The organism is Acinetobacter sp. YH12095 (assembly GCF_013419245.1).
Lineage (GTDB): Bacteria > Pseudomonadota > Gammaproteobacteria > Pseudomonadales > Moraxellaceae > Acinetobacter > Acinetobacter towneri.
Map to the genome: position 1 here is coordinate 42,444 of NZ_VPAL01000003.1, position 19,313 is coordinate 61,756.

At 41.3% G+C, this 19,313-nt stretch carries 16 protein-coding genes; 6 read left to right on the plus strand and 10 right to left on the minus strand.

Annotated elements, in window-relative coordinates:
* The first annotated feature begins 86 nt into the window (after positions 1-86).
* Both FTU35_RS03255 and FTU35_RS03260 read left to right on the plus strand, forming a co-directional pair.
* Complete coding sequence (locus tag FTU35_RS03255; RefSeq protein ID WP_180064501.1) at positions 87-2,531, plus strand: LPS-assembly protein LptD; 2,445 nt, start codon at positions 87-89, stop codon at positions 2,529-2,531.
* Positions 2,531-3,829 carry a peptidylprolyl isomerase gene (locus tag FTU35_RS03260; RefSeq protein ID WP_104851883.1) on the plus strand — a complete coding sequence of 433 codons (1,299 nt, stop codon included), beginning with the start codon at positions 2,531-2,533 and terminating at the stop codon, positions 3,827-3,829. Before FTU35_RS03255 ends, FTU35_RS03260 begins: the two co-directional genes overlap by 1 nt.
* A gap of 169 nt (positions 3,830-3,998) precedes the next feature.
* On the opposite strand, the gene hfq is transcribed toward FTU35_RS03260, so the two are convergent.
* From hfq to tsaE, 4 genes are all read right to left on the minus strand, one after another.
* Positions 3,999-4,517, minus strand: a complete 519-nt coding sequence (gene hfq, locus FTU35_RS03265) for an RNA chaperone Hfq (protein ID WP_154320804.1) — start codon at positions 4,515-4,517, stop codon at positions 3,999-4,001.
* 92 nt (positions 4,518-4,609) lie between these two features.
* Positions 4,610-5,554, minus strand: coding sequence for a tRNA (adenosine(37)-N6)-dimethylallyltransferase MiaA (gene miaA, locus FTU35_RS03270; RefSeq protein ID WP_154320805.1), 945 nt, complete (start codon positions 5,552-5,554; stop codon positions 4,610-4,612).
* A 6-nt stretch (positions 5,555-5,560) separates the two neighbouring features.
* Entirely contained in the window at positions 5,561-7,543 is a 1,983-nt protein-coding gene (gene mutL, locus FTU35_RS03275) for a DNA mismatch repair endonuclease MutL (protein ID WP_154320806.1), read from the minus strand.
* On the minus strand, positions 7,536-8,012 hold the full coding sequence (gene tsaE / locus FTU35_RS03280) for a tRNA (adenosine(37)-N6)-threonylcarbamoyltransferase complex ATPase subunit type 1 TsaE (RefSeq protein ID WP_096901184.1): 477 nt from the start codon (positions 8,010-8,012) through the stop codon (positions 7,536-7,538). Before tsaE ends, mutL begins: the two co-directional genes overlap by 8 nt.
* A gap of 216 nt (positions 8,013-8,228) precedes the next feature.
* Here tsaE and FTU35_RS03285 point away from each other — a divergent pair, with 216 nt between their 5' ends.
* From FTU35_RS03285 to FTU35_RS03295, 3 genes are all read left to right on the plus strand, one after another.
* The gene (locus FTU35_RS03285) at positions 8,229-9,143 is read left to right on the plus strand and encodes a pseudouridine synthase (RefSeq protein ID WP_154320807.1); all 915 of its coding nucleotides are present in this window, start codon (positions 8,229-8,231) and stop codon (positions 9,141-9,143) included.
* Positions 9,144-9,253: 110 nt separating this feature from the next.
* Positions 9,254-9,610 carry a type II toxin-antitoxin system RelB/DinJ family antitoxin gene (locus FTU35_RS03290; protein ID WP_004976848.1) on the plus strand — a complete coding sequence of 119 codons (357 nt, stop codon included), beginning with the start codon at positions 9,254-9,256 and terminating at the stop codon, positions 9,608-9,610.
* 93 nt (positions 9,611-9,703) lie between these two features.
* Positions 9,704-10,147 (plus strand): GNAT family N-acetyltransferase, encoded by a 444-nt coding sequence (locus FTU35_RS03295; protein WP_004976850.1) that lies wholly within the window; start codon positions 9,704-9,706, stop codon positions 10,145-10,147.
* A 101-nt stretch (positions 10,148-10,248) separates the two neighbouring features.
* Here the strand turns inward: FTU35_RS03295 and FTU35_RS03300 are convergent, their stop codons facing one another.
* A complete protein-coding gene (locus tag FTU35_RS03300) occupies positions 10,249-10,971 on the minus strand; it encodes a pseudouridine synthase (RefSeq protein ID WP_131261624.1) in 723 nt (240 codons plus the stop codon).
* 159 nt (positions 10,972-11,130) lie between these two features.
* Between FTU35_RS03300 and FTU35_RS03305 the strand changes: the two genes are divergently transcribed.
* Positions 11,131-11,586 (plus strand): DUF441 domain-containing protein, encoded by a 456-nt coding sequence (locus tag FTU35_RS03305; protein ID WP_004976854.1) that lies wholly within the window; start codon positions 11,131-11,133, stop codon positions 11,584-11,586.
* 85 nt (positions 11,587-11,671) lie between these two features.
* Here the strand turns inward: FTU35_RS03305 and FTU35_RS03310 are convergent, their stop codons facing one another.
* From FTU35_RS03310 to FTU35_RS03330, 5 genes are all read right to left on the minus strand, one after another.
* Entirely contained in the window at positions 11,672-12,847 is a 1,176-nt protein-coding gene (locus FTU35_RS03310) for a CynX/NimT family MFS transporter (RefSeq protein ID WP_154320808.1), read from the minus strand.
* Between the two features lie 130 nt (positions 12,848-12,977).
* Complete coding sequence (locus FTU35_RS03315; RefSeq protein ID WP_131261626.1) at positions 12,978-13,898, minus strand: LysR family transcriptional regulator; 921 nt, start codon at positions 13,896-13,898, stop codon at positions 12,978-12,980.
* 283 nt (positions 13,899-14,181) lie between these two features.
* Complete coding sequence (locus tag FTU35_RS03320) at positions 14,182-15,165, minus strand: ion transporter (protein WP_179991320.1); 984 nt, start codon at positions 15,163-15,165, stop codon at positions 14,182-14,184.
* Between the two features lie 140 nt (positions 15,166-15,305).
* Entirely contained in the window at positions 15,306-17,018 is a 1,713-nt protein-coding gene (locus FTU35_RS03325; protein ID WP_180050215.1) for an AAA family ATPase, read from the minus strand.
* Between the two features lie 89 nt (positions 17,019-17,107).
* On the minus strand, positions 17,108-19,111 hold the full coding sequence (locus tag FTU35_RS03330) for a hypothetical protein (RefSeq protein ID WP_180050211.1): 2,004 nt from the start codon (positions 19,109-19,111) through the stop codon (positions 17,108-17,110).
* Positions 19,112-19,313: the final 202 nt, after the last annotated feature.

Genomic DNA, 19,313 nt, shown 5'->3' on the forward strand with positions numbered 1-19,313 from the left:
AGTGCTAAGTGTAGCTACTTCTGCGCTTTTTCTCTATGATGCGACAATAATTAATTGCGATTAAGCATTCTTGGTTGATGAGATAAATGAAGCATCAGTTTAAATTTAATCCTTTAGCGACTGCGGTCTTAACTCTGTTATGTGGTCACTCTGTTTCCAGCTATGCGCAGACCACAGATCAGACTTCATCTGTCACAAATCTCAATAACCAGCAGCTTAAGCACACCATTCAGGAAGCTTATCCTGGGCAGCAGTTCTTTGAGCAATATTATGTTGATAAAGCTGCACCTGAAGCACAACAACAATTTGGGCACACTCAAAGTTCTGCCTATTGTGAAGGTGCATGGCTAACGCCAATCAGCTCAAGCACCGTTGCCGTAGATGCTGCAGAAGCGACCTCTACCGTTACTGCCGATTATGGTCACTATGACCCAAATGGCGATTCCGTCTTGGAAGGCAATGTCCTGATTGACCAGCAAGGCCGTCAAATTCGCGCCGATAAAATTACCATTGATCAAACCCAAACCTTTGCCAAAGCCGAAGGTCGTGTACAAATGGCACAAGCTGGTTTACTTGCGCAAAGTGATGAAATTAACTACAACCTTAAAACTCAGCAAGGCGATTTAAATAACAGTTTTTATATTGCTGAAGAACAGCATGCGCATGGCATGGCAGAAAAAATTGCACGTACCTCAACCAATACCATGGTACTCAATAATGCCACTTACAGTACTTGCCCGCCTGAACAAGCCCCGACTTGGAAAATTCAAGCCAATGAAATTAAGCTGAATCAGGAAACGGGACGCGGTGAAACACGTGGCACCAAATTGTATGTGAAAAATGTACCAGTTTTGGCTGTACCCTACTTCAATTTCCCAATTGATGACCGCCGTACCACAGGTATTTTGACGCCTAGTTTTGGCTTTACCAATGATGGTGGTGTCGAGCTATCTGTGCCTGTGTATTTAAACCTTGCACCGAATTTTGATGCTACCGTTAGCCCACGTTATATTGCAGATCGTGGCGCGATGCTAGAAGGTGAATTCCGTTATTTAACTGAAAATTTTGGTTCAGGTAAAATTTGGGGCGGTTATTTAGCATCGGATGCCAAATATGATGACCAAGACCGTAAAGACTTACATTTTTTACACGGTTGGCAAATCAACGAACAATTTTCAACCAACTTAGAATATAACTATGCATCGGACAAAGACTACTTTGCCGATTTAAATAACAACCCGAACTCTAAAACCGACCTAAATTTACGTCGTGCTTGGGAGTTGAATTATCGTAACGGCATACCGGGTTTAAAAGCACAGCTCAAAGTTGAAGATTTCCAAACCCTGGATAAGACGATTCCATCTGTGGATCGCCCTTATGCACGCCTACCACAATTTTTATTGAACTATAAAACGGGCAATCCTCAAGGCTTCCAAGTCGAATTTAATAACGACACAGCTTACTTCAAAAAAGATCTAGCTGCGCAAGATGGGGAACCAAGTGGTACGCGTATTTATAATGACTTTGCAGTGCGTTACAACTACCGTAACCCGTGGTCATTTGTGATTCCAGAAGTATCGTTACGCAACATCAACACCTTCTATGAAGAAACTCTAAGTACAGACACGTATAAATCTTCAAGTAAAAGTGAGTCGGTTACTGTTCCGCAATTCACTTTAGACACAGGGATTACCTTTGAAAAAGATGGTCGCTTCTTGCAAGCCATTACCCCGCGCGCGTTCTATGCCTATGCACCGTACCGCAATCAAAACGACCACCCAAACTTTGACTCTGCAACAGCTTCGATTAATTATGACCAGTTGTTCAGTCCAAACCGTTTCTATGGTCATGACCGTTTAGAAGACAACAACTTTTTGTCTTTGGGTTTAAACTATAGCCTATTTGATGAAATTGGTTTAGAACGCCTTAGAGCAGGAATTGGTCAAAGTTTTTACTTTGAAGATCGTCGTGTCACGCTGGATAATACCGAAGACGAATTTAATACGGAAAACCGTACTGGGCCAATTGTGAGCTTAACCAGTCAGCTAAGCCAAAACCTTAGTGTGGGTGCCAATGCTGCATGGATGTCAAATGGCGACAATGCACAGCGCAGTGTCAATATGCTTTACACGGGTGATCAAGGCAACTTATATAGCTTTGGTTATATTAACCGTCGTGTTATTCCAAACCGTCAAGATCATTATGATCAAGTTGTGGCATCGTTTATTCAGCCGATTCACAACAACTGGCGTATTTTAGGTCATGCGCAATACGACCTAGACCATAGCGTCGCCCGTGAATATTTGCTAGGGGTGAATTATGAATCTTGCTGTTGGGGCATTTCAGTCTATGGACGCTCTTACTATAACGACTTGGATGATGTGACGGATGCGGGCGTTAAACCCAAACGTGCCATTATGGCAGAGTTAAATTTAAAAGGTTTAGGCAGTTTCAATAATAAACTTGCATCTTTACTTGAAAACCGTATTTTAGGTTTTAATAAAATTAATCAATCTTGGACACAACGTTAATGAAAACAGAACAGTTAAAACGATTTTTAAAAGCATCTACCTTGGCACTTTGCATGACAGCAGCGCTGCCTGCATTTGCTGCGAATGATCAAATTGTGGCTGTAGTTGACAATAGTGTCATTTTAAAAAGTGATTTAGCGCAAAGCGTGGTTGAACTCAAACAACAACTTGAGATGCAAAAGCGCCCTGTTCCACCACAACACATTTTAGAACAACAAGCTTTAGAACAACTGATTGTACGCCAAGCGCAATTAGAGCAAGTCAAACGCTACAACATTAAAGCTGATGAAAAATCTTTAAATGAAGCAGTTTTAAAAGTTGCACAGCAAAATGGCGCAAACAGCCTAGAAACTTTTCAGCAAAAATTAGATAAATCTGCACCAGGCAGTTATGCGTTTTTACGTAATCGTATTGCCGAAGATTTAGCTATGAATCGTTTGCGTCAGCAAGTGGTGATGTCACGTATTCAAATTAGCGACCAAGATGTTGATAATTTCCTGAAAACACCACAAGGTCAGGCTGCCTTAGGCAATCAAGTACATATTTTGCATGTGCGTGTTTCTGGAGCAGAAAATGCCGCACAAGTTGCGCAACAAGTCAAAGCTGAATTGGCGCAGAACAATGACATTCAAGCCATTAGTAAAAAATATACAGGCAATGGTGTAACCGTTCAGTCTGCAGACATGGGTTTACGTAACTTGACCGATATTCCCGCGGAACTTGCTGCACGTATTACGCCATTAGATGTGGGGCAAACCAGTGAACTGATTGAAGTCCGTGATGGTATTCATGTCGTAAAATTACTGGAGCGCAAAAGTACTGAGCAACGTGCACTAGTTCCACAATATCAAACTCGACATATCTTGATTCAGCCAAGTGAAGTCGTAAGCCCTGAAAATGCGAAACACATGATTGACAGTATTCACAACCGTTTAAAAGCGGGTGAAGACTTTGCAACCTTAGCAGCGACGTTCTCTAATGACGCTGGCTCTGCACGTGATGGCGGCAGTCTAGGCTGGGTGAATCCTGGCGTGATGGTGCCAGAATTTGAAAATCAAATGAAAAATACTGCAAAAGGTGAAATTAGCGCACCATTCCAAACCCAGTTTGGTTGGCATGTACTGCAAGTGACCGATACACGCCAGCAAGATATGACTCGTGAATACCAAGAACGTATGGCACGTCAAATACTAGGTGAACGCCAGTTTGATACTGAATTGGATAGCTGGTTACGTGAAACACGTAACAATGCTTTTGTAGAAATTAAAGACCCAAGCTTAGACCGCAAGAAAAACTAAGCTTAAGTTTTCTGCTATTTCCAAAATTAAAACCAGTGTAGCAACACTGGTTTTTTATGCTTTTTTACCATATGCACTTCATCTTAGCCACTACCAAAATACGACTTTGATAAAAAAACCATAGACATAAAAAAACCTCTCATTTCGAGAGGTTTTTTAAGAAGATCAATTAACGGTTGTTATCGTCTTCTGAAGATTCTTCAAATTTAGAATCGTTGTCAAAACCGCCAGTTGCTTGACCGCCACCGAAGCCACCTTGACCACCGAAGCCACCTTGACCACCGAAGCCACCGCCTTGACCACCGAAACCACCTTGACTACCGAAGCCACCACCTTGACCACCGAAGCCACCTTGACCGCCAAAGCCACCACCTTGAGCACCGAAGCCGCCTTGACCACCGAAGCCACCACCTTGACCACCGAAGCCGCCACCTTGACCACCAAAGCCTGCGCCTTGACCGCCTGCTGGTGCACCCGCTGGACGTGGATTACGTGCAGGAACAACTGTAGAAATTGCATGTTTGTAAACCATTTGGCTTACCGTATTTTTTAATAAAACAACATACTGGTCAAAAGATTCAATATGGCCTTGTAGCTTAATACCGTTCACAAGGAAGATAGAAACAGGAATACGTTCTTTACGGAGAGAATTCAAGAACGGATCTTGTAAAGTTTGACCTTTAGACATGTTATAACTCCAAAAATAATTAAAAATCAGCGCAAAAACTATCTCTATTTTTCAATTAAAAATTATAAAAAAGACAGTAGGTAAATTTTGCTTTATCCGTAACAGTTTCGCAAGTCTTCTTGAGCCTGCTTTATCGTAAAATATGTGTGAAATTTATGCGATTCTTGCAACGATCTGAGCCAAGTATATTGACGTTTCGCGAGTTGTCGTGTCGCGAATAGCGCCTTATCCTCCATTTCCTGCATTTTTTCGCGACTTTCATCACCGTTTTGCAAAAACTCTAAAGCTTGACGATAGCCAACTGAACGCATAGAGGGTAAATTAGCATCTAAATCGTAATTTTCAATAAGATGTCGCACCTCATTCAAAAAACCCATTTCCCACATAATCTCTAAGCGTTTTTGAATACGCTGATGTAATTCTACCCGATCAGGCATCAAGGCGTGGTTATGAAAAGTGTAACGATATGGTACATTTTTGGGTTGTTCCGCCTGAAGCTGGGTAATTGGCGTTCCTGTTAATTTATAAACTTCTAGTGCACGAATAATACGTTGTTTATCTGATACCTTAAATTTTTCACCCGCCAGTGCATCTACTGCACACAACTCTGCATAGACCGCTTCCCAACCTTCGCGTGCAGCTTTATCTTCAATTTCTGCACGGACGTCGTAATTGGCACTGGGTAAATTGGAAGATAGTCCTTCAAGCAAAGCTTTAAAATACAGCATGGTTCCACCCACTAAAATTGGGGTTTTGCCACGCGCGTGCATATCATCAATTAAGGCACAAGCATCTTCCACAAACTGTGCAGCAGAATAAACTTCAAGCGGGCTGATAATATCAATCAAATGGTGCGGATAACGCGCCTGCTCCGCTTTAGTCGGCTTGGCTGTACCAATGTCCATATCTCGATAAACCAGCGCAGAATCGACTGAAATTAGCTCAAAATGACCTAGTTCATAGAGTTCACATGCCAAAGCAGTTTTACCACTTGCAGTTGGTCCCATTAAATTGATGACCGGCAATTGATTTGACATGTAACGCTACTCTCCTCGAGCAAAAAGTTTATCTAGTTGTGCCAATGGAAAGGCACGCCAAGTCGGGCGACCATGATTACATTGGCTAGCAAATTCGGTTTGTTCCATTTGACGCAATAAGGCATTCATTTCAGAAAGACTTAACATCCGATGTGCACGTACTGCACTATGACATGCCATTCCCGCCAAAATATGATCACGCTTTTGCAACAAGGCTTGCGCCTCATCATTCGGGTCTAAATCATCAAGTAATTCAGGAATTAATTCGGCAAAATCTGCCTTATGCAAAATCGCGGGCACACCGCGCACAATGACCTGTTCATCGCCATATTGGTCTATTTCCAAGCCCAGTCGTGCCAATTGTTCTTTTAAATCATCCACCCGCATGGCTTGCATGCGGCTAATGCTGATAACTTTGGGGATCAGCAATTGCTGCGAAGTCCAAAACTCAGGTTTATCCCAAGCGGCTTTCATCTGTTGCAACACAATTCGTTCATGGGCGGCATGCATATCTACAATAATCAAGCCTTCACTGTTTTGCGCCAGAATGTAAATACCATGCAATTGCGCAATTGCAATGCCGAGCGGATGCTCATCCACCGCAGGTGTTGTGTTTGTTTGCGTAAGATTGGCTGAGTCTTGATCTAGATCACGTAAAGGCGCGAGATAGCTTTTTAAAGCATTGTTGAGCTGTTGCGAACCTTGATAATTACTCTGCACAGGTCGGTTATATTGAACTGTCTGCGGCTGACTCTGATTAAAATCGGTAAGTAACTCACTTCCCGCTTGTGAAGCAGGCTGCATCGTGTACGCATCTACTGCATCGTCAGCGGAATTGTAAGGATTTGCCTCGGCATGTTTGTGCAGTAAAAATTGTTCCTGATAACGCGGTTGCACCACATAAGGCGCAGCTTGTTCGATAGGATCGGCTTTCATGGCTGTAGCTAAATCTGCAGTTGCAGTTTGAAATTGCGCTAAGGTTTCTTTGGCGTAATGTCTTACAAACTCATGAACTTCTCGCTGATTTAAAAAGCGAATTTCATGCTTGGTCGGATGCACATTGACATCAATATTTTCAGGTTCTACTTCTAAAAATAGCAAATATGCAGCATGTTGATGTCCATGCAAAATACCTTCGTATGCCATACGCAAAGCATGGGAGATGGTCTTGTCTTTTACAATACGTCCATTCACATACACATACTGTAAATCGGCTTGTGAACGTGCATCGGAAGGATGCCCCAACCAACCCGATAAGCGCATGGTGACACTATCAGCATCAATCCAATAGGCATTTTCGACAAAGTTTCGTCCTAAAAGTTGCTGCACGCGCTGAAAACGCAATTCGCCACTGTCTGCAATGGGTAAATTCAGTTTAATGCTGTCGTTGTGTTCCAAAACAAAACGAATATCAAAATGTGTCAGCGCCAAACGACGGACAATTTCTTCAATATGTCCAAATTCTGTACCTGCTTTTTTCAGGAACTTACGTCGTGCAGGCACATTAAAAAATAAATCCTGCACCCGAATATGTGTGCCTTTTTGTGCAGCAACGGCCTGAATATCTTGATGGTCAAAGGCAGTGCCATTGACTTCAACCTGATAACCAACACCATCTTCAGTTTGGCTGCTGACCAAAGTCAAACGCGATACTGCTGCAATTGATGCCAGTGCTTCACCACGAAAGCCTAAACTGACAATAGCATGTAAATCATCAGCCGTTTGAATTTTACTGGTCGCGTGACGAGTCACCGCCAAAGGCAAATCTTCAGCATGAATGCCACGACCATTATCAATAATTTCAATGAGTGTACTGCCGCCTTGTGCCACCCGAATAATTAGCTCGGTTGCACCTGCATCAATGGAGTTTTCTAGTAGTTCTTTGACCACAGAGGCAGGACGTTCAATCACCTCACCTGCAGCAATTTGGTTGGCTAAGGCAGGTTCAAGCGTGTGGATCCGACGTAGATTTAACACATCATTAGGCATGATTAAATTGTTGCTCCAAAGCTTGTTGTAATGCAACCGAAGACGAACTTAGCGTTGCAGTACGGCTTAATTCATCTTCCGATTTTTTAATTTCAATGATCAGGTCTGCGGGCGGAATTTCATCGCCACCTTTTGATGGCCATTCAAATAAAAACAAGGCATTTGGGGTTTCTAAATAATCACGAATGCCCATCAGCTCTAATTCATAAGGATCATTTAAACGATATAAATCAAAATGAAAAATATCTTGTCCTTGTATTTGATAAGGTTCCACCAAGGTGTAAGTCGGGCTTTTAACCGCGCCCTGATGCCCCAAATGCTGTAGAAAATAACGCGATAAAGTGGTTTTTCCTGCGCCTAAATCACCAATTAAATAAATCACACCCGACCGAAAATGCGTTGCCAAAACCTGCGCCAGATTTTGGGTATCTTGCTCATTATTTAAAGCCAAATTAAATGAATACTGCATAACGCTCACGACATGATTCAAAAGACCAATTATGATAGCATCGCACTGCTTTAAAGCCTATGTACTGATGGATAAAACTGTGTAAATGTGGACAATTTATAACAAGTTTAGACAAGGCAATGAATCAAGATTATTAAGCTTAGCACCCAAACTGCTTAGGCTATTTTCAATATGATGAAAAAGAAACTCTCCCACCTGAATATGAGCAATTTGCAGATGAAGTCGACTCATCCCAACACCTTTGTTCCACCCATGCTAGATGGTGTGAGCGCCAGCAAATTGCATTTACCCAAATTAAGCACACAGCCTGAATCAATTTTTCGTTATTTATGTGCCCAGTTTGCCCATATTTCTGCACAGGAATGGCTGCAACGCTTTGAGGATGGTCTGGTTTATGATGCCGAAGGCAAGCGTTTAGATTTAGATACACCTTATAGCGCACATCAGGATATTTTTTATTATCGTTTTTTAGCGCATGAAGTTGCCGTGCCTTTTCAGCATCAAGTTTTATTTGAAAATGAACACTTATTGGTTGTAGATAAACCACATTTTTTGACCATGAGCCCTACAGGGCAATATGTACAAGAAACCCTATTAGTACGCTTAAAAAAACAAACACAGAATGAGCAGCTCACACCTATTCATCGTTTAGACCGCGAAACTGCGGGTGTGGTGCTGTTTTCCAAACAACCAGAAACTCGGGCGGTGTATCAGCAATTATTTGCAGAACGTCAGGTGCAAAAAACCTACCATGCCATTGCGCCTTATCAAGCTAATTTGTCACTACCATGTACTGTGCAATTACGCATGGAAAAAGGTGAACCTTTTTATTTGATGCACGTCGTGGCAGGCACACCTAACAGCGAAACAGAAATTCGTTTGCTTGAACATAATCAAACATGGGCAAAATATGAATTAAAGCCTACAACAGGCAAGCAGCACCAACTGCGTGTGCATTTAAATAGCTTAGGTATTGCGATTAAGAACGACCCGTTTTACCCCATTTTACAGCACAAACAAGCAGATGATTTTTCTGCACCGCTACAATTGCTTGCCAAGCATTTAAGTTTTTTTGACCCGATTAGCCAGCAACAATTCCACTTTAGCGCACAGCAAGAATTGACATTGTAATATGTTTGTCATTACAAAATAGTGGATTTTCGTTGTAGTCATATTGAAATTACAAATGAATTGTTTACAATATTGCTAAAATTTAAATCTACTTCCTTCTATTAAAAATTATGAGAAAAACTGAAGTCTATCAAGTACGCTTGGACTCTCAAGAGAAAAAACAAGCCTTTGCTGTGTTTAAACAGTTGGGGATTACGCCTGCGCAAGCGGTACGTTTGTTTTTTAAGCAAGTCGTGCTGACTAAATCAATTCCCTTTTCAATTGAAAATCAGAATATTAATCTGGAACAATTGATTAAGTTACGCAAATTAAAACAAGAGCAAAAAGCAACGCTAGTGGATGCAACCCCAAGCAATGAAGCATCTGTAACTGGCAATAATAGTGTTGAAGATTTTGAACTGGATGATGAACATCTAGACTTGTTTGATGAACTCAATGCAATTTTGGGTGAAACTGACAAAAATTAACAGTGTTGCATTTTTAAACAATTCTTTAAAAATTTACTTTAAAAACTTAGCTATGCTTCATGCAAGGACAATAAAAAAGCATGGAGTATCGTAATGATTGTAAGACGTGCCACTTTAGAAGACTTAGACCAGCTTGCTGTATTGTTCGATGAGTATCGTCAGTTTTATGGTGCATCCTCGAATTTAAGCCTTTCAGCAGCATTCTTAAAACAGCGTTTTGAAAATCAGGAAAGTGTGATTTTCATTCATATCAAAGATCAAAAAATCACTGGATTTGTATTACTTTATTTAGGCTTTTCTTCGGTTGCCTGCTCGACCTACTATATTTTAGATGACGTTTATGTCACCCCTGTTTTTAGACGACAAGGTTCGGCCAAACAGCTCATTGATACTGCAATTTTATTTGCACGACATGAAAATGCGCTACGGATTAGCCTTGAAACACAGAAAAGTAATTACCAATCCCACCAATTGTATGAAAAGATGGGTTTTGTCAAAGATGATGAATTTCAAACCTATCACTGCTTTTTAAAATAGTCATCTGATCTGACGATTGCAGAGTTAGACAATGGATTTAAATTTAACCTAGCCCAAGCCATTGCTCATAAGCTATTGATGAAAGCTCAGCTAAACTCATGTTATTCCATACGGCTTTTTGCCAACTCGACATGTTCAGGGCTTAAATACATCCATTCACCCACATCTAAAGCCAAATCAGTCAAGTTTAATGCACCAACTTGCTGACGATGTAATTGTTCTACTTTATTGCCCACTGCTGCCAGCATACGTTTAACTTGGTGATAAACACCTTGATGAATGGTCATCTGCAATTCATGTTCAGCAAGCTGTTGTACCTCTGTTGCAGCAAATGTCCCTGATTCATTGCGCAATGCGACACCCTGCTCAAGTTGCTGGATTTGTGTTGCATTAATCGGGTCTGCGGTGTGCATAGCATACACTTTTGCCACATGCTTTTTAGGATGGGTCAATGCTTGTAAAAACTGTCCATCATCCGTCAGCAATAACAGCCCTGTGGTGTCCTGATCTAAGCGTCCAACACACTGCAAACCACGATTCAGCAATACATCATCAAACAAGTCAAACACACTAAAATGATGGGTCGCCTGATGCGAACACTCATAGCCTTGTGGTTTATGTAAGGCGATATAGACCTTTTCACGATATTGATAATTTTCCCCATACACCGAAAATTGCAAAACCGTTTCAGGCGCAATTTTTATCGCGAATTTAGGATTGGTCTGGGTTTCGCCCATAATGGTGACTGCACCATTTTTAATGAGTTGTTGGCAATGTTTACGTGATCCAAAGCCTTGTGATTGCAACATTTTTTCCAACAACATGATGAGCGACCTAATGATAAAAAGTATAAATATATTTGCTGCTATTCTAAACCAAATACACCGTAAATTCTGAACACATTGCGTACCTTGCCCGCTTGTAGTGCAAAACAGTTACAATAACTGCACTTTTCCAATTTATTTCCCCTTTTATGGATCACCATGCTCTCTCAATTAGACCTTAACCTGATGGTGCTGATCGTTCTACTCGCATGCGGTATTTTTAGCCAAAATACGGCTGTGACCATTGCCGCAGCAGTACTGATTGTTTTTAGAATTACGCCGCTAAGTGAATTTTTCCCACTATTGCAGCAGCATGGCTTAAATCTGGGCATTATCATTCTCACCATTGGCGTACTGACACCCATTGCCAGTGGCAAACTTCCAGGCGAAGCAATTCTAAAATCTTTCCTGAGTTGGAAATCTTTACTTGCGATTGCAATTGGTGTTTTTGTGGCATGGTTAGGCGGGCGTGGTGTCAAGCTCATGACCAATCAGCCTGATGTGGTCGCAGGCTTATTGATTGGTACAGTCGCAGGTGTTGCTGTGCTACGTGGCGTGCCTGTGGGACCACTGATTGCAGCAGGAATTCTCACCTTGTTTATTGGCTATTCTTAACATAGATTTAGGGACGCTTGGTTTAGATGGTTTTGCTTGAATTCATCGTCTTGTATCAACCAATTTCAATAAAAACCATCCAAATCTAAGCCACTTTGCGAAACAAGATAGATGTTAATATCATTCCCATTGCAGATAAAACGGCCATTAAAATACCAACCCAAAGCCATGTTCCTGTGGCAGATACGATAGCTGCGACCACAGGCGGCAATAAAAATTGTGAAATTGCCGAGCACTGCAACACCAAACCTACGGTGGTACTAATCGCAATCGGTTGTGGTGCAAAATTAAGTACTTGCGCAAATACCACAGCTGCGACTAAACCACCAAATAAAGAGAAATGGATGACCAATAAAAACTGCACAATGAATGGTAAAACATCACGCAAAATATAAAAACTCAGTGCGCATAGCATCAATACCGCAAAACCCATTTGCATCAACACTTGCGCTCTCAGCCCACGCTGTAATAACAACCCACATACAAATGTACCCACCGCATTTGCCATTGCAACCATAGCTGTGAGCACACCTGCGGTTTGTAAAGATATTTGATATTGCTGATAAATGGTCGGCAAAAAACCCACCAAACTGAACCACTGCCCTGCATAAACACCAAAAACCAAAGCCAATATCCATGCGGGTGGATGGCTCAAAGTGCTTTTAATCAGTTCAAAGATGGCAATGGCTTGCGTGCTGATCTGCACACTTGGTACGGCTTTATAAATGATGATTGCGAGCGCAAAGGATAACAATCCCAAACACATCCACACGCCTTGCCAATCCAAGATGGGCAGTAAAAACGGCGTACTTAGTAAACCAATACCCATCCCACCGCCCATATAGGCACTCCACAGCCCCATTTTGGCAGGCAACTGCTCCACTGCAACCAGTTGACGAATAAATGCAGGGCCGCTGAGTGTAATCAGTAAAAAGCCAAAACCTTCAATTACACGCAGACTTAATAGTGCGGAAAAGCTATGTACAAAACCACCAACAAAACTTGCACCTGCCAATAAAGACAAACCCAAAAGTACACAGCGTTTTAAGCCAATTTTTGCAGTATAACTGCCTAGCAACAACGCCAAAGACATGCCCGCAGCTTGTACCAAAGACAGCAAAAAACCTGCCTGAACCAAACTAATTCCGAGTTCAGCTTGTAGGATGGGTACAGTCGGTGGCAACTTGCCAATATGCATTGCTGCCATAAAACCCGCAGCAACAATCCACAAATCCTTTGTCAGCCAACGTACCGAACTCACTGCGCTCTCCCTTAATTTTCGCAAGGCAAGCTTAGCAAGAACATCTCACTGTTTTTAGTGGAGATTTAGATGAGCTTAGTGTTTTTAGCGATAAATTAGCATTCTCTTTACGATGCTGATCGTACGATTTTTAACTTGAATAATACTGCGTGCGTTTTTGGGAAAATTTCTCTAATTGCTTCAAAAAGCCTTCAAAATAGCACTTTTCTTTTTCTTCGCTACGATAACCCGCATACAAGGTACGGCGTAATCCTCCCGCAGCAACGCAGTCTAAACGACGTGAAGTTACCCAGCCTTTTTGCTCATATTCATTCACCACCCAATCTGGCAATGCGCCAATCCCTCGCCCACTCGCCACCAGTTGAATCAACATTTGGGTTAAATCTGTAGTACGAATAGCTTTTGGCTGAATATTGGCTGGAATGAATAGCTTAGACATAATATCTAAACGGTGTTTATCGACAGGATAGGTAATCAGGGTTTCTTCTGCCAACTCCTGTACGGTAATGCGCTCGGCACGTACTAAAGGATGAGTATTTGACAACACCAAACGCGATTCATATTCAAAAATTGGAAAATATTCGATACCTTTTAAGGCAATCGGGTCTGCGGTAATCAATAAATCAAATTCTGCGTTTTGCAATAATTCATGCGGATTGGCTTCAAAACCTGAAGCAAAATCTAAATCTACATCAGGGTATTGCTGACGATATTGATTCAGCAGCGGCATCAACCAGTCAAAGCAACTATGACATTCCGAAGAAAAAATAATTCGCCCCGTTTGACCATGCACAATGCGGGTAATATCAGTTTGGGTGATTTGAATTTGTGGCAGGACATCATCCGCCAGTTTCAATAAACGCTGTCCGACATTGGAAAATGTCACAGGGCGACTACGACGGTTCACCACTTCTACGCCATACCAATGATCTAGTTCTTTGAGTTGATGAGAAATGGCAGATGGCGTCAGACATAAATCATTGGCGGCAGCAACCAAAGAACCATGTTCACGCAGGGCTGATAGCGTTTTTAAGTGGCGAATTTCAAGCATTGCTTGTTCCTAGTTTTTCAAGTTATTGACTGCATGTTTAGACCTAGGTCGCATTTTTATTTTGCAAAATAAGAAACAAAGCCAAACATGATTCAATTTAATAATGAATTAATTTAATCTTAGCATGTAAATAATGAGTTTTCTTCATCTTAGTTTTTATTCGATGATATTTACTACGAAATCAATACAATTCCATAAAAATAATATGGCTTTCAGCAAGCATGTTTTAGGCTTCCAACGTGCAGAGCCAAACTAGAATTGAAATTCTTAACCCAAGCCTCGCTTACTCCGACAACTTCTCTCCACAATGTGGGCAGTATTTATAAGGCTCCTGTTCTAAACGCAGCTCTTCTTCACGACGCTCACGAATTAACTGCAATAAAATATCTTGGGTTTGCTCAATGGTTAAACCGACTTGTTTGCGTAAATCTTCAATTTTTTCTTGATCATTTAACAGATCAATCTCACTATTTTGCAATAGCTCTCTAAATTTCAACCCTAAATGCTGCTTACGTTGTTCAAGTTCGTTGGCTAAACCTGTGGCTAAAATACCTGCAGGCAATGCTGCCAAGCCGACACCCAATACCGTAATTAACGCACCTAAAATTCTGCCCCAAGGGGTAATTGGTGTGACATCGCCATAACCGACTGTGGTTAAAGTCACCACTGCCCACCACATCGAAGCGGGAATTGAGCTAAAGGCTTCAGGCTGTGCCTTGCTTTCCACCACATACACACCTGCGGCAGACATCACAATCATAATAGAGAGAATAAAAATGACTGCCTGAAATGATCCTTTTTCCCGTTTGATCACTCTTAATAAAATTTGCAATGATACAAAGTAACGTGTCAGTTTTAACAAACGCAGCAAACGTAAAATTCTTAGGAACCGTAAATCTAGATGCACAAAGAAGTTAATATAAGCAGGTAGAATCGCCAACAAATCTATAATTGCCCCACCGCTGGTAAGCCATTTTACACGCTGTTTCCACGGCGAAATAAACGGGTCTTTTTCGGCAATACTCCAAATCCGCAGCAAATATTCAAGCGTAAACACTGCGATGGAAAAGTTTTCAAAATGGTCAAAAAATACCTGATAGGCAAGATAGACATCATTCACCGACTCTAAAATAACCGCACTGGCATTGCCTAAAATCAGTAAAATTAAAAAATAGTTAATGCAACGACTAAACCATGTTTCATAGTCATCGTCGTGTAAGTTGTTATAGACAAATTTTCGAAATGTGTACCACGGTGTAAATGCCATACCGAATATTATATTTTAAGGCTTACAGTGATGGCAGTTTAACCGAAGTTTTTCTCAAAACGATAGTATTTTATGTGACGTTAAGCGGGCATTTTTAATGCAGAATTGCAGTATAAGTCATCATTATCCAAATGACTAAACTACTGAATAAACAGCAATGCTAAACGCACCTGATCATAGCCCATGCGTGGACTAGTCGCTTCAACAATCGGGCGCAGTTTAATTGCGCCATCATCGCTGAAGTGCTCTGCATTTTGACGCTTCATTAATCGCTTATAAATTTTACGGACCTCTTCCACCACTTCTTCACCTGGATGTGCCACTGAAATATCCAGATTTTGTTCTTTTTGCAAACGTGCCAAATGGTTGATAATAGTTGCAGGAGTTAAACCTCGCTCTACTGCAATATCCTGAATATCATAACCTTCTTCAAATAAAGCGCGGGTTTCATCTAACGTGGCAGTCGCATAATTGGTTTTTCCACCTTTGGCAATTTTCTTTTCATTGCGCAAAATTTCGGTTTCGTTCAACGTGCCACCACAGTGACGAATAAATGCATTATGTTGTGGTGTTAAATCCATCAGCTCATAGTGCGTTTCAGCTTCTTCAGACAATTCCTGAAAACGGCGGTCAGCCTTAATCGCTAAACTGTCGAGTTCCAAAGCTTGGCTATTAAATCCCAATAAACGCAAACCGCTTAACGATTTTAATCGTGACAACGCCACATAACCCTGCCCTTTTTCAAAAGTATGGCTAAGATTGATTTCTGCCGCTTCTAAGGTCATACCTTGTGATTTGTGGATGGTAATTGCCCATGCCAAACGCAGCGGAATTTGCTGGAAACTGGCAATGGTTTTGCCTGCATCATTATCCACCGACCAAGTTTCAGGCTCGACCAGTAATACTGTGCCATCGGTCAATTTTACTTTAGGCAAAATACCGTGATCGTCATCTTCTTCAAAGCCAATCACTTCGCCCAAACTGCCGTTGATATAGCCCATATCGAAGTTGTTTTTAACAAACATCACTTTGGCATGTTTTTTTAGATTTAAAATTTCAGGCGCACGTACGGATGATTTCAGCGTTTCAATCAACTTTTCATTGCCATCACACACGGCATCAAACTGCTTGCTCTCAGTTTCAATTTCATTCAGATGCTTAAAGTTGATATTGTCCACGTCCATATTGTGCGTATATAAACGTGTGAAAGTGTCGCCAATATCTTGATGGCGGGTGTGCTCCAAAGCCTGAATATGTTGATGATCAATACTTTGTGCACGAATTGCATTGAGAATGTCATTTAAATAATCGTCGCCCTGACGGTGCTGCTCAGTTAAATAACAGACTCGAAATTTAGCTTCGACCCACGCCTCTGACATAAAACAGAACTTGTCACGATTGCGCTCATCGTTTTTTCCTACAGGCGGTAACTGGAAAAAATCTCCTGCAACAATCACCTGAATGCCGCCAAAGGCTTCATCACTGTCTTTAAAATATTTTAAAACCTGATTGACTAAATTCAGTTGCTTGGCATGCAACATCGAAATTTCATCAATAATCAACACTTGCGCATTTTCTAAATGTTCTTTGAGATATTTGCGCTCTTTCATATTTTTTAGGTCGGCATCGGACAAAAAGTCTTTAATACCAATACCTGCCCACGTGTGAATGGTCATGCCATTCATATGCGTTGCAGCAATACCTGTAGATGCTGTAATGGCTACAGGTACTTTTCGTGCTTTTAAATAATTGATGTATTGATTCAGGGTATAGGTTTTACCCGCACCAGCAGAGCCTGTTAAAAAGACATTTTCGCCTGCTTTTAAAAGTTTAAGTGCAGTTTCCTGTTTCATAAGACCTATACCATTGCTGAACGGCTATAGCCTAACGAGTTTTTGCCTAAAAGTTAAGGCTCAAGTCTGCGAATACGACAACTGTTGTCTTATGCTTTAGCTGGCAATTGTGGATTCAGCCATGCAATAAACTGCTCTGCAATGGTCACCAGTAACTGTTCCGCTTTTTGATTATTCGGATATTCCAACTGATCAAATTCAAGTTGCCTCTGCCGAAAATGACAGCCCAGAGTCAATTGCTGCGCATAATGTGGCGATGCCATGTGAAAAGCCACATATTGCCCTTCACTCATTAGCTTGGCATAGCTAAGTGCCAAACAGTGTTTAAAGTTTTGTGATTCTTCAATAATACGGTCTAGATGAGTCAGCTCCTCAAAGCACCAACCTGAAAACTTTAGCATCGGCATAGGGCTTTTGGCCTGCCATGCACAGCACTGAATTTCCTTTTTTAATTTGGCCATCAGCTCTGCTTTGTAGACCTGTTGATGCCAACGCACCGCCTGATGAAACAGCCCTAACCAACTCAGACTTTTAGGAATATGCGTATGCGCTGCAAAATATTCTAGTAAATAATCACGCACATAACTGTCAAACACTGAAACTCGCTTATGCTGCGCCCGTAAATAAAAACGCTGCCGAAAATCATCGGGTTGAAGCTGATAACGCTGCAATACCGTATAAAAATCACGCTGCTGCTGACTCTCGGGCTGAATATAATCCAACAAAGTAGGCTGTAAATCCTGTGTGATTTGCTGCAAATAAGTCATATAACTTTGCATGACACGACTCAAACGTCTAAATACATGCTTAACCAAATACTCATCTTGCTGCGCCACGGTTTTTAGCAAACTCATCCATTCATCCAAATACAAAATGGAAGGACTAATCGCAACACGTGGATCATCCAACGATTGTTTTTCGCCATGCGGCATTAAACTGACATTATGCGCATGTGCGAACCACGCTTGCTGTGTCGCATATACATTACAGCTTTGAATGAACATACGTGCGGCTGAATATTGAAAATATTGCAAAGTTGCCAAAATAATCCGTGGATGTGCCTGACTACAATCGACAAAACTGAGCGCAGTCACTGCCACCCGCACACTGGTATGATGAATATTTAAACTAAGCCAATCCAACACTTGTGCAGACTGTTTAAACAGCCAATTCACCGCACGTGGATAATCAAATAACGGCAGTTTGGCGACTTTCTTTTGCCAAATTAAAGGGCAAGATTTTAAAAAATGCGGTTTCGCCAAAGCATCGGAACGCTGCCACACCTCACGGTGCATTAAACGCGCAAAACCCAATAAATGCCCATGTTCTTCGGCATGTCGATACAACAACCGAATATCATCCTGATGATCGATTAAATCCTGCAAATTAAATCGTTCAGGAAATGAAATACTTAAAATACGATGCATGGCTTTAGGTAAAAATTCTGCCGCACTAAAACAAAAATCATCATAACTTTGCATCAGTGCTTGCACTGGCAAAAAGGTTTCACCCTCTATAAATTCCAAAGCACACAGCATCGTTAAGTTAGTTAAAACATCTTCAGGAATGTGCTGCCCTTGCTGCACAAATTTGGTCAATACTGGTTGATACTGATCGTCTGCCTGCATTAATGCCTGATCTAAAATTTGTGCCTGCATTGCATCTAAATGCAATAACAATTGCTTAACCCGTGCTGCACCATCTACCCACAGGTAAACTTGCTGCAGAATCAATTGTCGCAATTGCTGCGCCTGATTACGCAAAAATAAAGAATGCTGCGGTTTTAAATCCCCAGTCAAAAAATGCAGATCATGTAAGAAAAAATCTTCAAATGCTTCTTGCTGTTTCCCCGCAAATTCAAAGTGAGTTTCTATTAAATTTGTATGCGATTTTGGCGGATAAAATTCAAGACTAAACAGACCATTCAGCAATTCGACCCGATGCTGCAAAGGATCGATCCGAAACAAATTTTGTGCTGTAAAATGTCCAACCAAATCCATTTGATCTTGATAGATTTCTGCGGCCACACTGGAAATACGAACCAATTGCTGTGCAACGGCATGCAACTGGCTATGCTGGCAAATTGGCTGCATATACGCTCCTCATGCTTAAGTGCGGTCTATCTAAGTGTCATCTTATTTTTATTTGATTGCACCGACTAGACCCATCACGTGATACATCCCTATTTTTTGTTTTTTATTTCCATCTGCAAAAAGTGGACAATTCTTCAATCGAGCTTAAGCCACTTATTAATTGAATTACACCTGAAATTTATGTGAACGGTATCTACACCTT

Coding starts and splice junctions, on each gene's coding strand:
- FTU35_RS03315 (WP_131261626.1), bottom strand. CDS start 13,898: ATGCTTGAAATTCGCCACTTAAAAACGCTATCAGCCCTGCGTGAACAT.
- hfq (WP_154320804.1), bottom strand. CDS start 4,517: ATGTCTAAAGGTCAAACTTTACAAGATCCGTTCTTGAATTCTCTCCGT.
- FTU35_RS03330 (WP_180050211.1), bottom strand. CDS start 19,111: ATGCAGCCAATTTGCCAGCATAGCCAGTTGCATGCCGTTGCACAGCAA.
- FTU35_RS03325 (WP_180050215.1), bottom strand. CDS start 17,018: ATGAAACAGGAAACTGCACTTAAACTTTTAAAAGCAGGCGAAAATGTC.
- FTU35_RS03255 (WP_180064501.1), top strand. CDS start 87: ATGAAGCATCAGTTTAAATTTAATCCTTTAGCGACTGCGGTCTTAACT.
- FTU35_RS03320 (WP_179991320.1), bottom strand. CDS start 15,165: ATGGCATTTACACCGTGGTACACATTTCGAAAATTTGTCTATAACAAC.
- FTU35_RS03285 (WP_154320807.1), top strand. CDS start 8,229: ATGAAGTCGACTCATCCCAACACCTTTGTTCCACCCATGCTAGATGGT.
- FTU35_RS03290 (WP_004976848.1), top strand. CDS start 9,254: ATGAGAAAAACTGAAGTCTATCAAGTACGCTTGGACTCTCAAGAGAAA.
- miaA (WP_154320805.1), bottom strand. CDS start 5,554: ATGTCAAATCAATTGCCGGTCATCAATTTAATGGGACCAACTGCAAGT.
- FTU35_RS03300 (WP_131261624.1), bottom strand. CDS start 10,971: ATGTTGTTGGAAAAAATGTTGCAATCACAAGGCTTTGGATCACGTAAA.
- FTU35_RS03295 (WP_004976850.1), top strand. CDS start 9,704: ATGATTGTAAGACGTGCCACTTTAGAAGACTTAGACCAGCTTGCTGTA.
- FTU35_RS03305 (WP_004976854.1), top strand. CDS start 11,131: ATGCTCTCTCAATTAGACCTTAACCTGATGGTGCTGATCGTTCTACTC.
- mutL (WP_154320806.1), bottom strand. CDS start 7,543: ATGCCTAATGATGTGTTAAATCTACGTCGGATCCACACGCTTGAACCT.
- tsaE (WP_096901184.1), bottom strand. CDS start 8,012: ATGCAGTATTCATTTAATTTGGCTTTAAATAATGAGCAAGATACCCAA.
- FTU35_RS03260 (WP_104851883.1), top strand. CDS start 2,531: ATGAAAACAGAACAGTTAAAACGATTTTTAAAAGCATCTACCTTGGCA.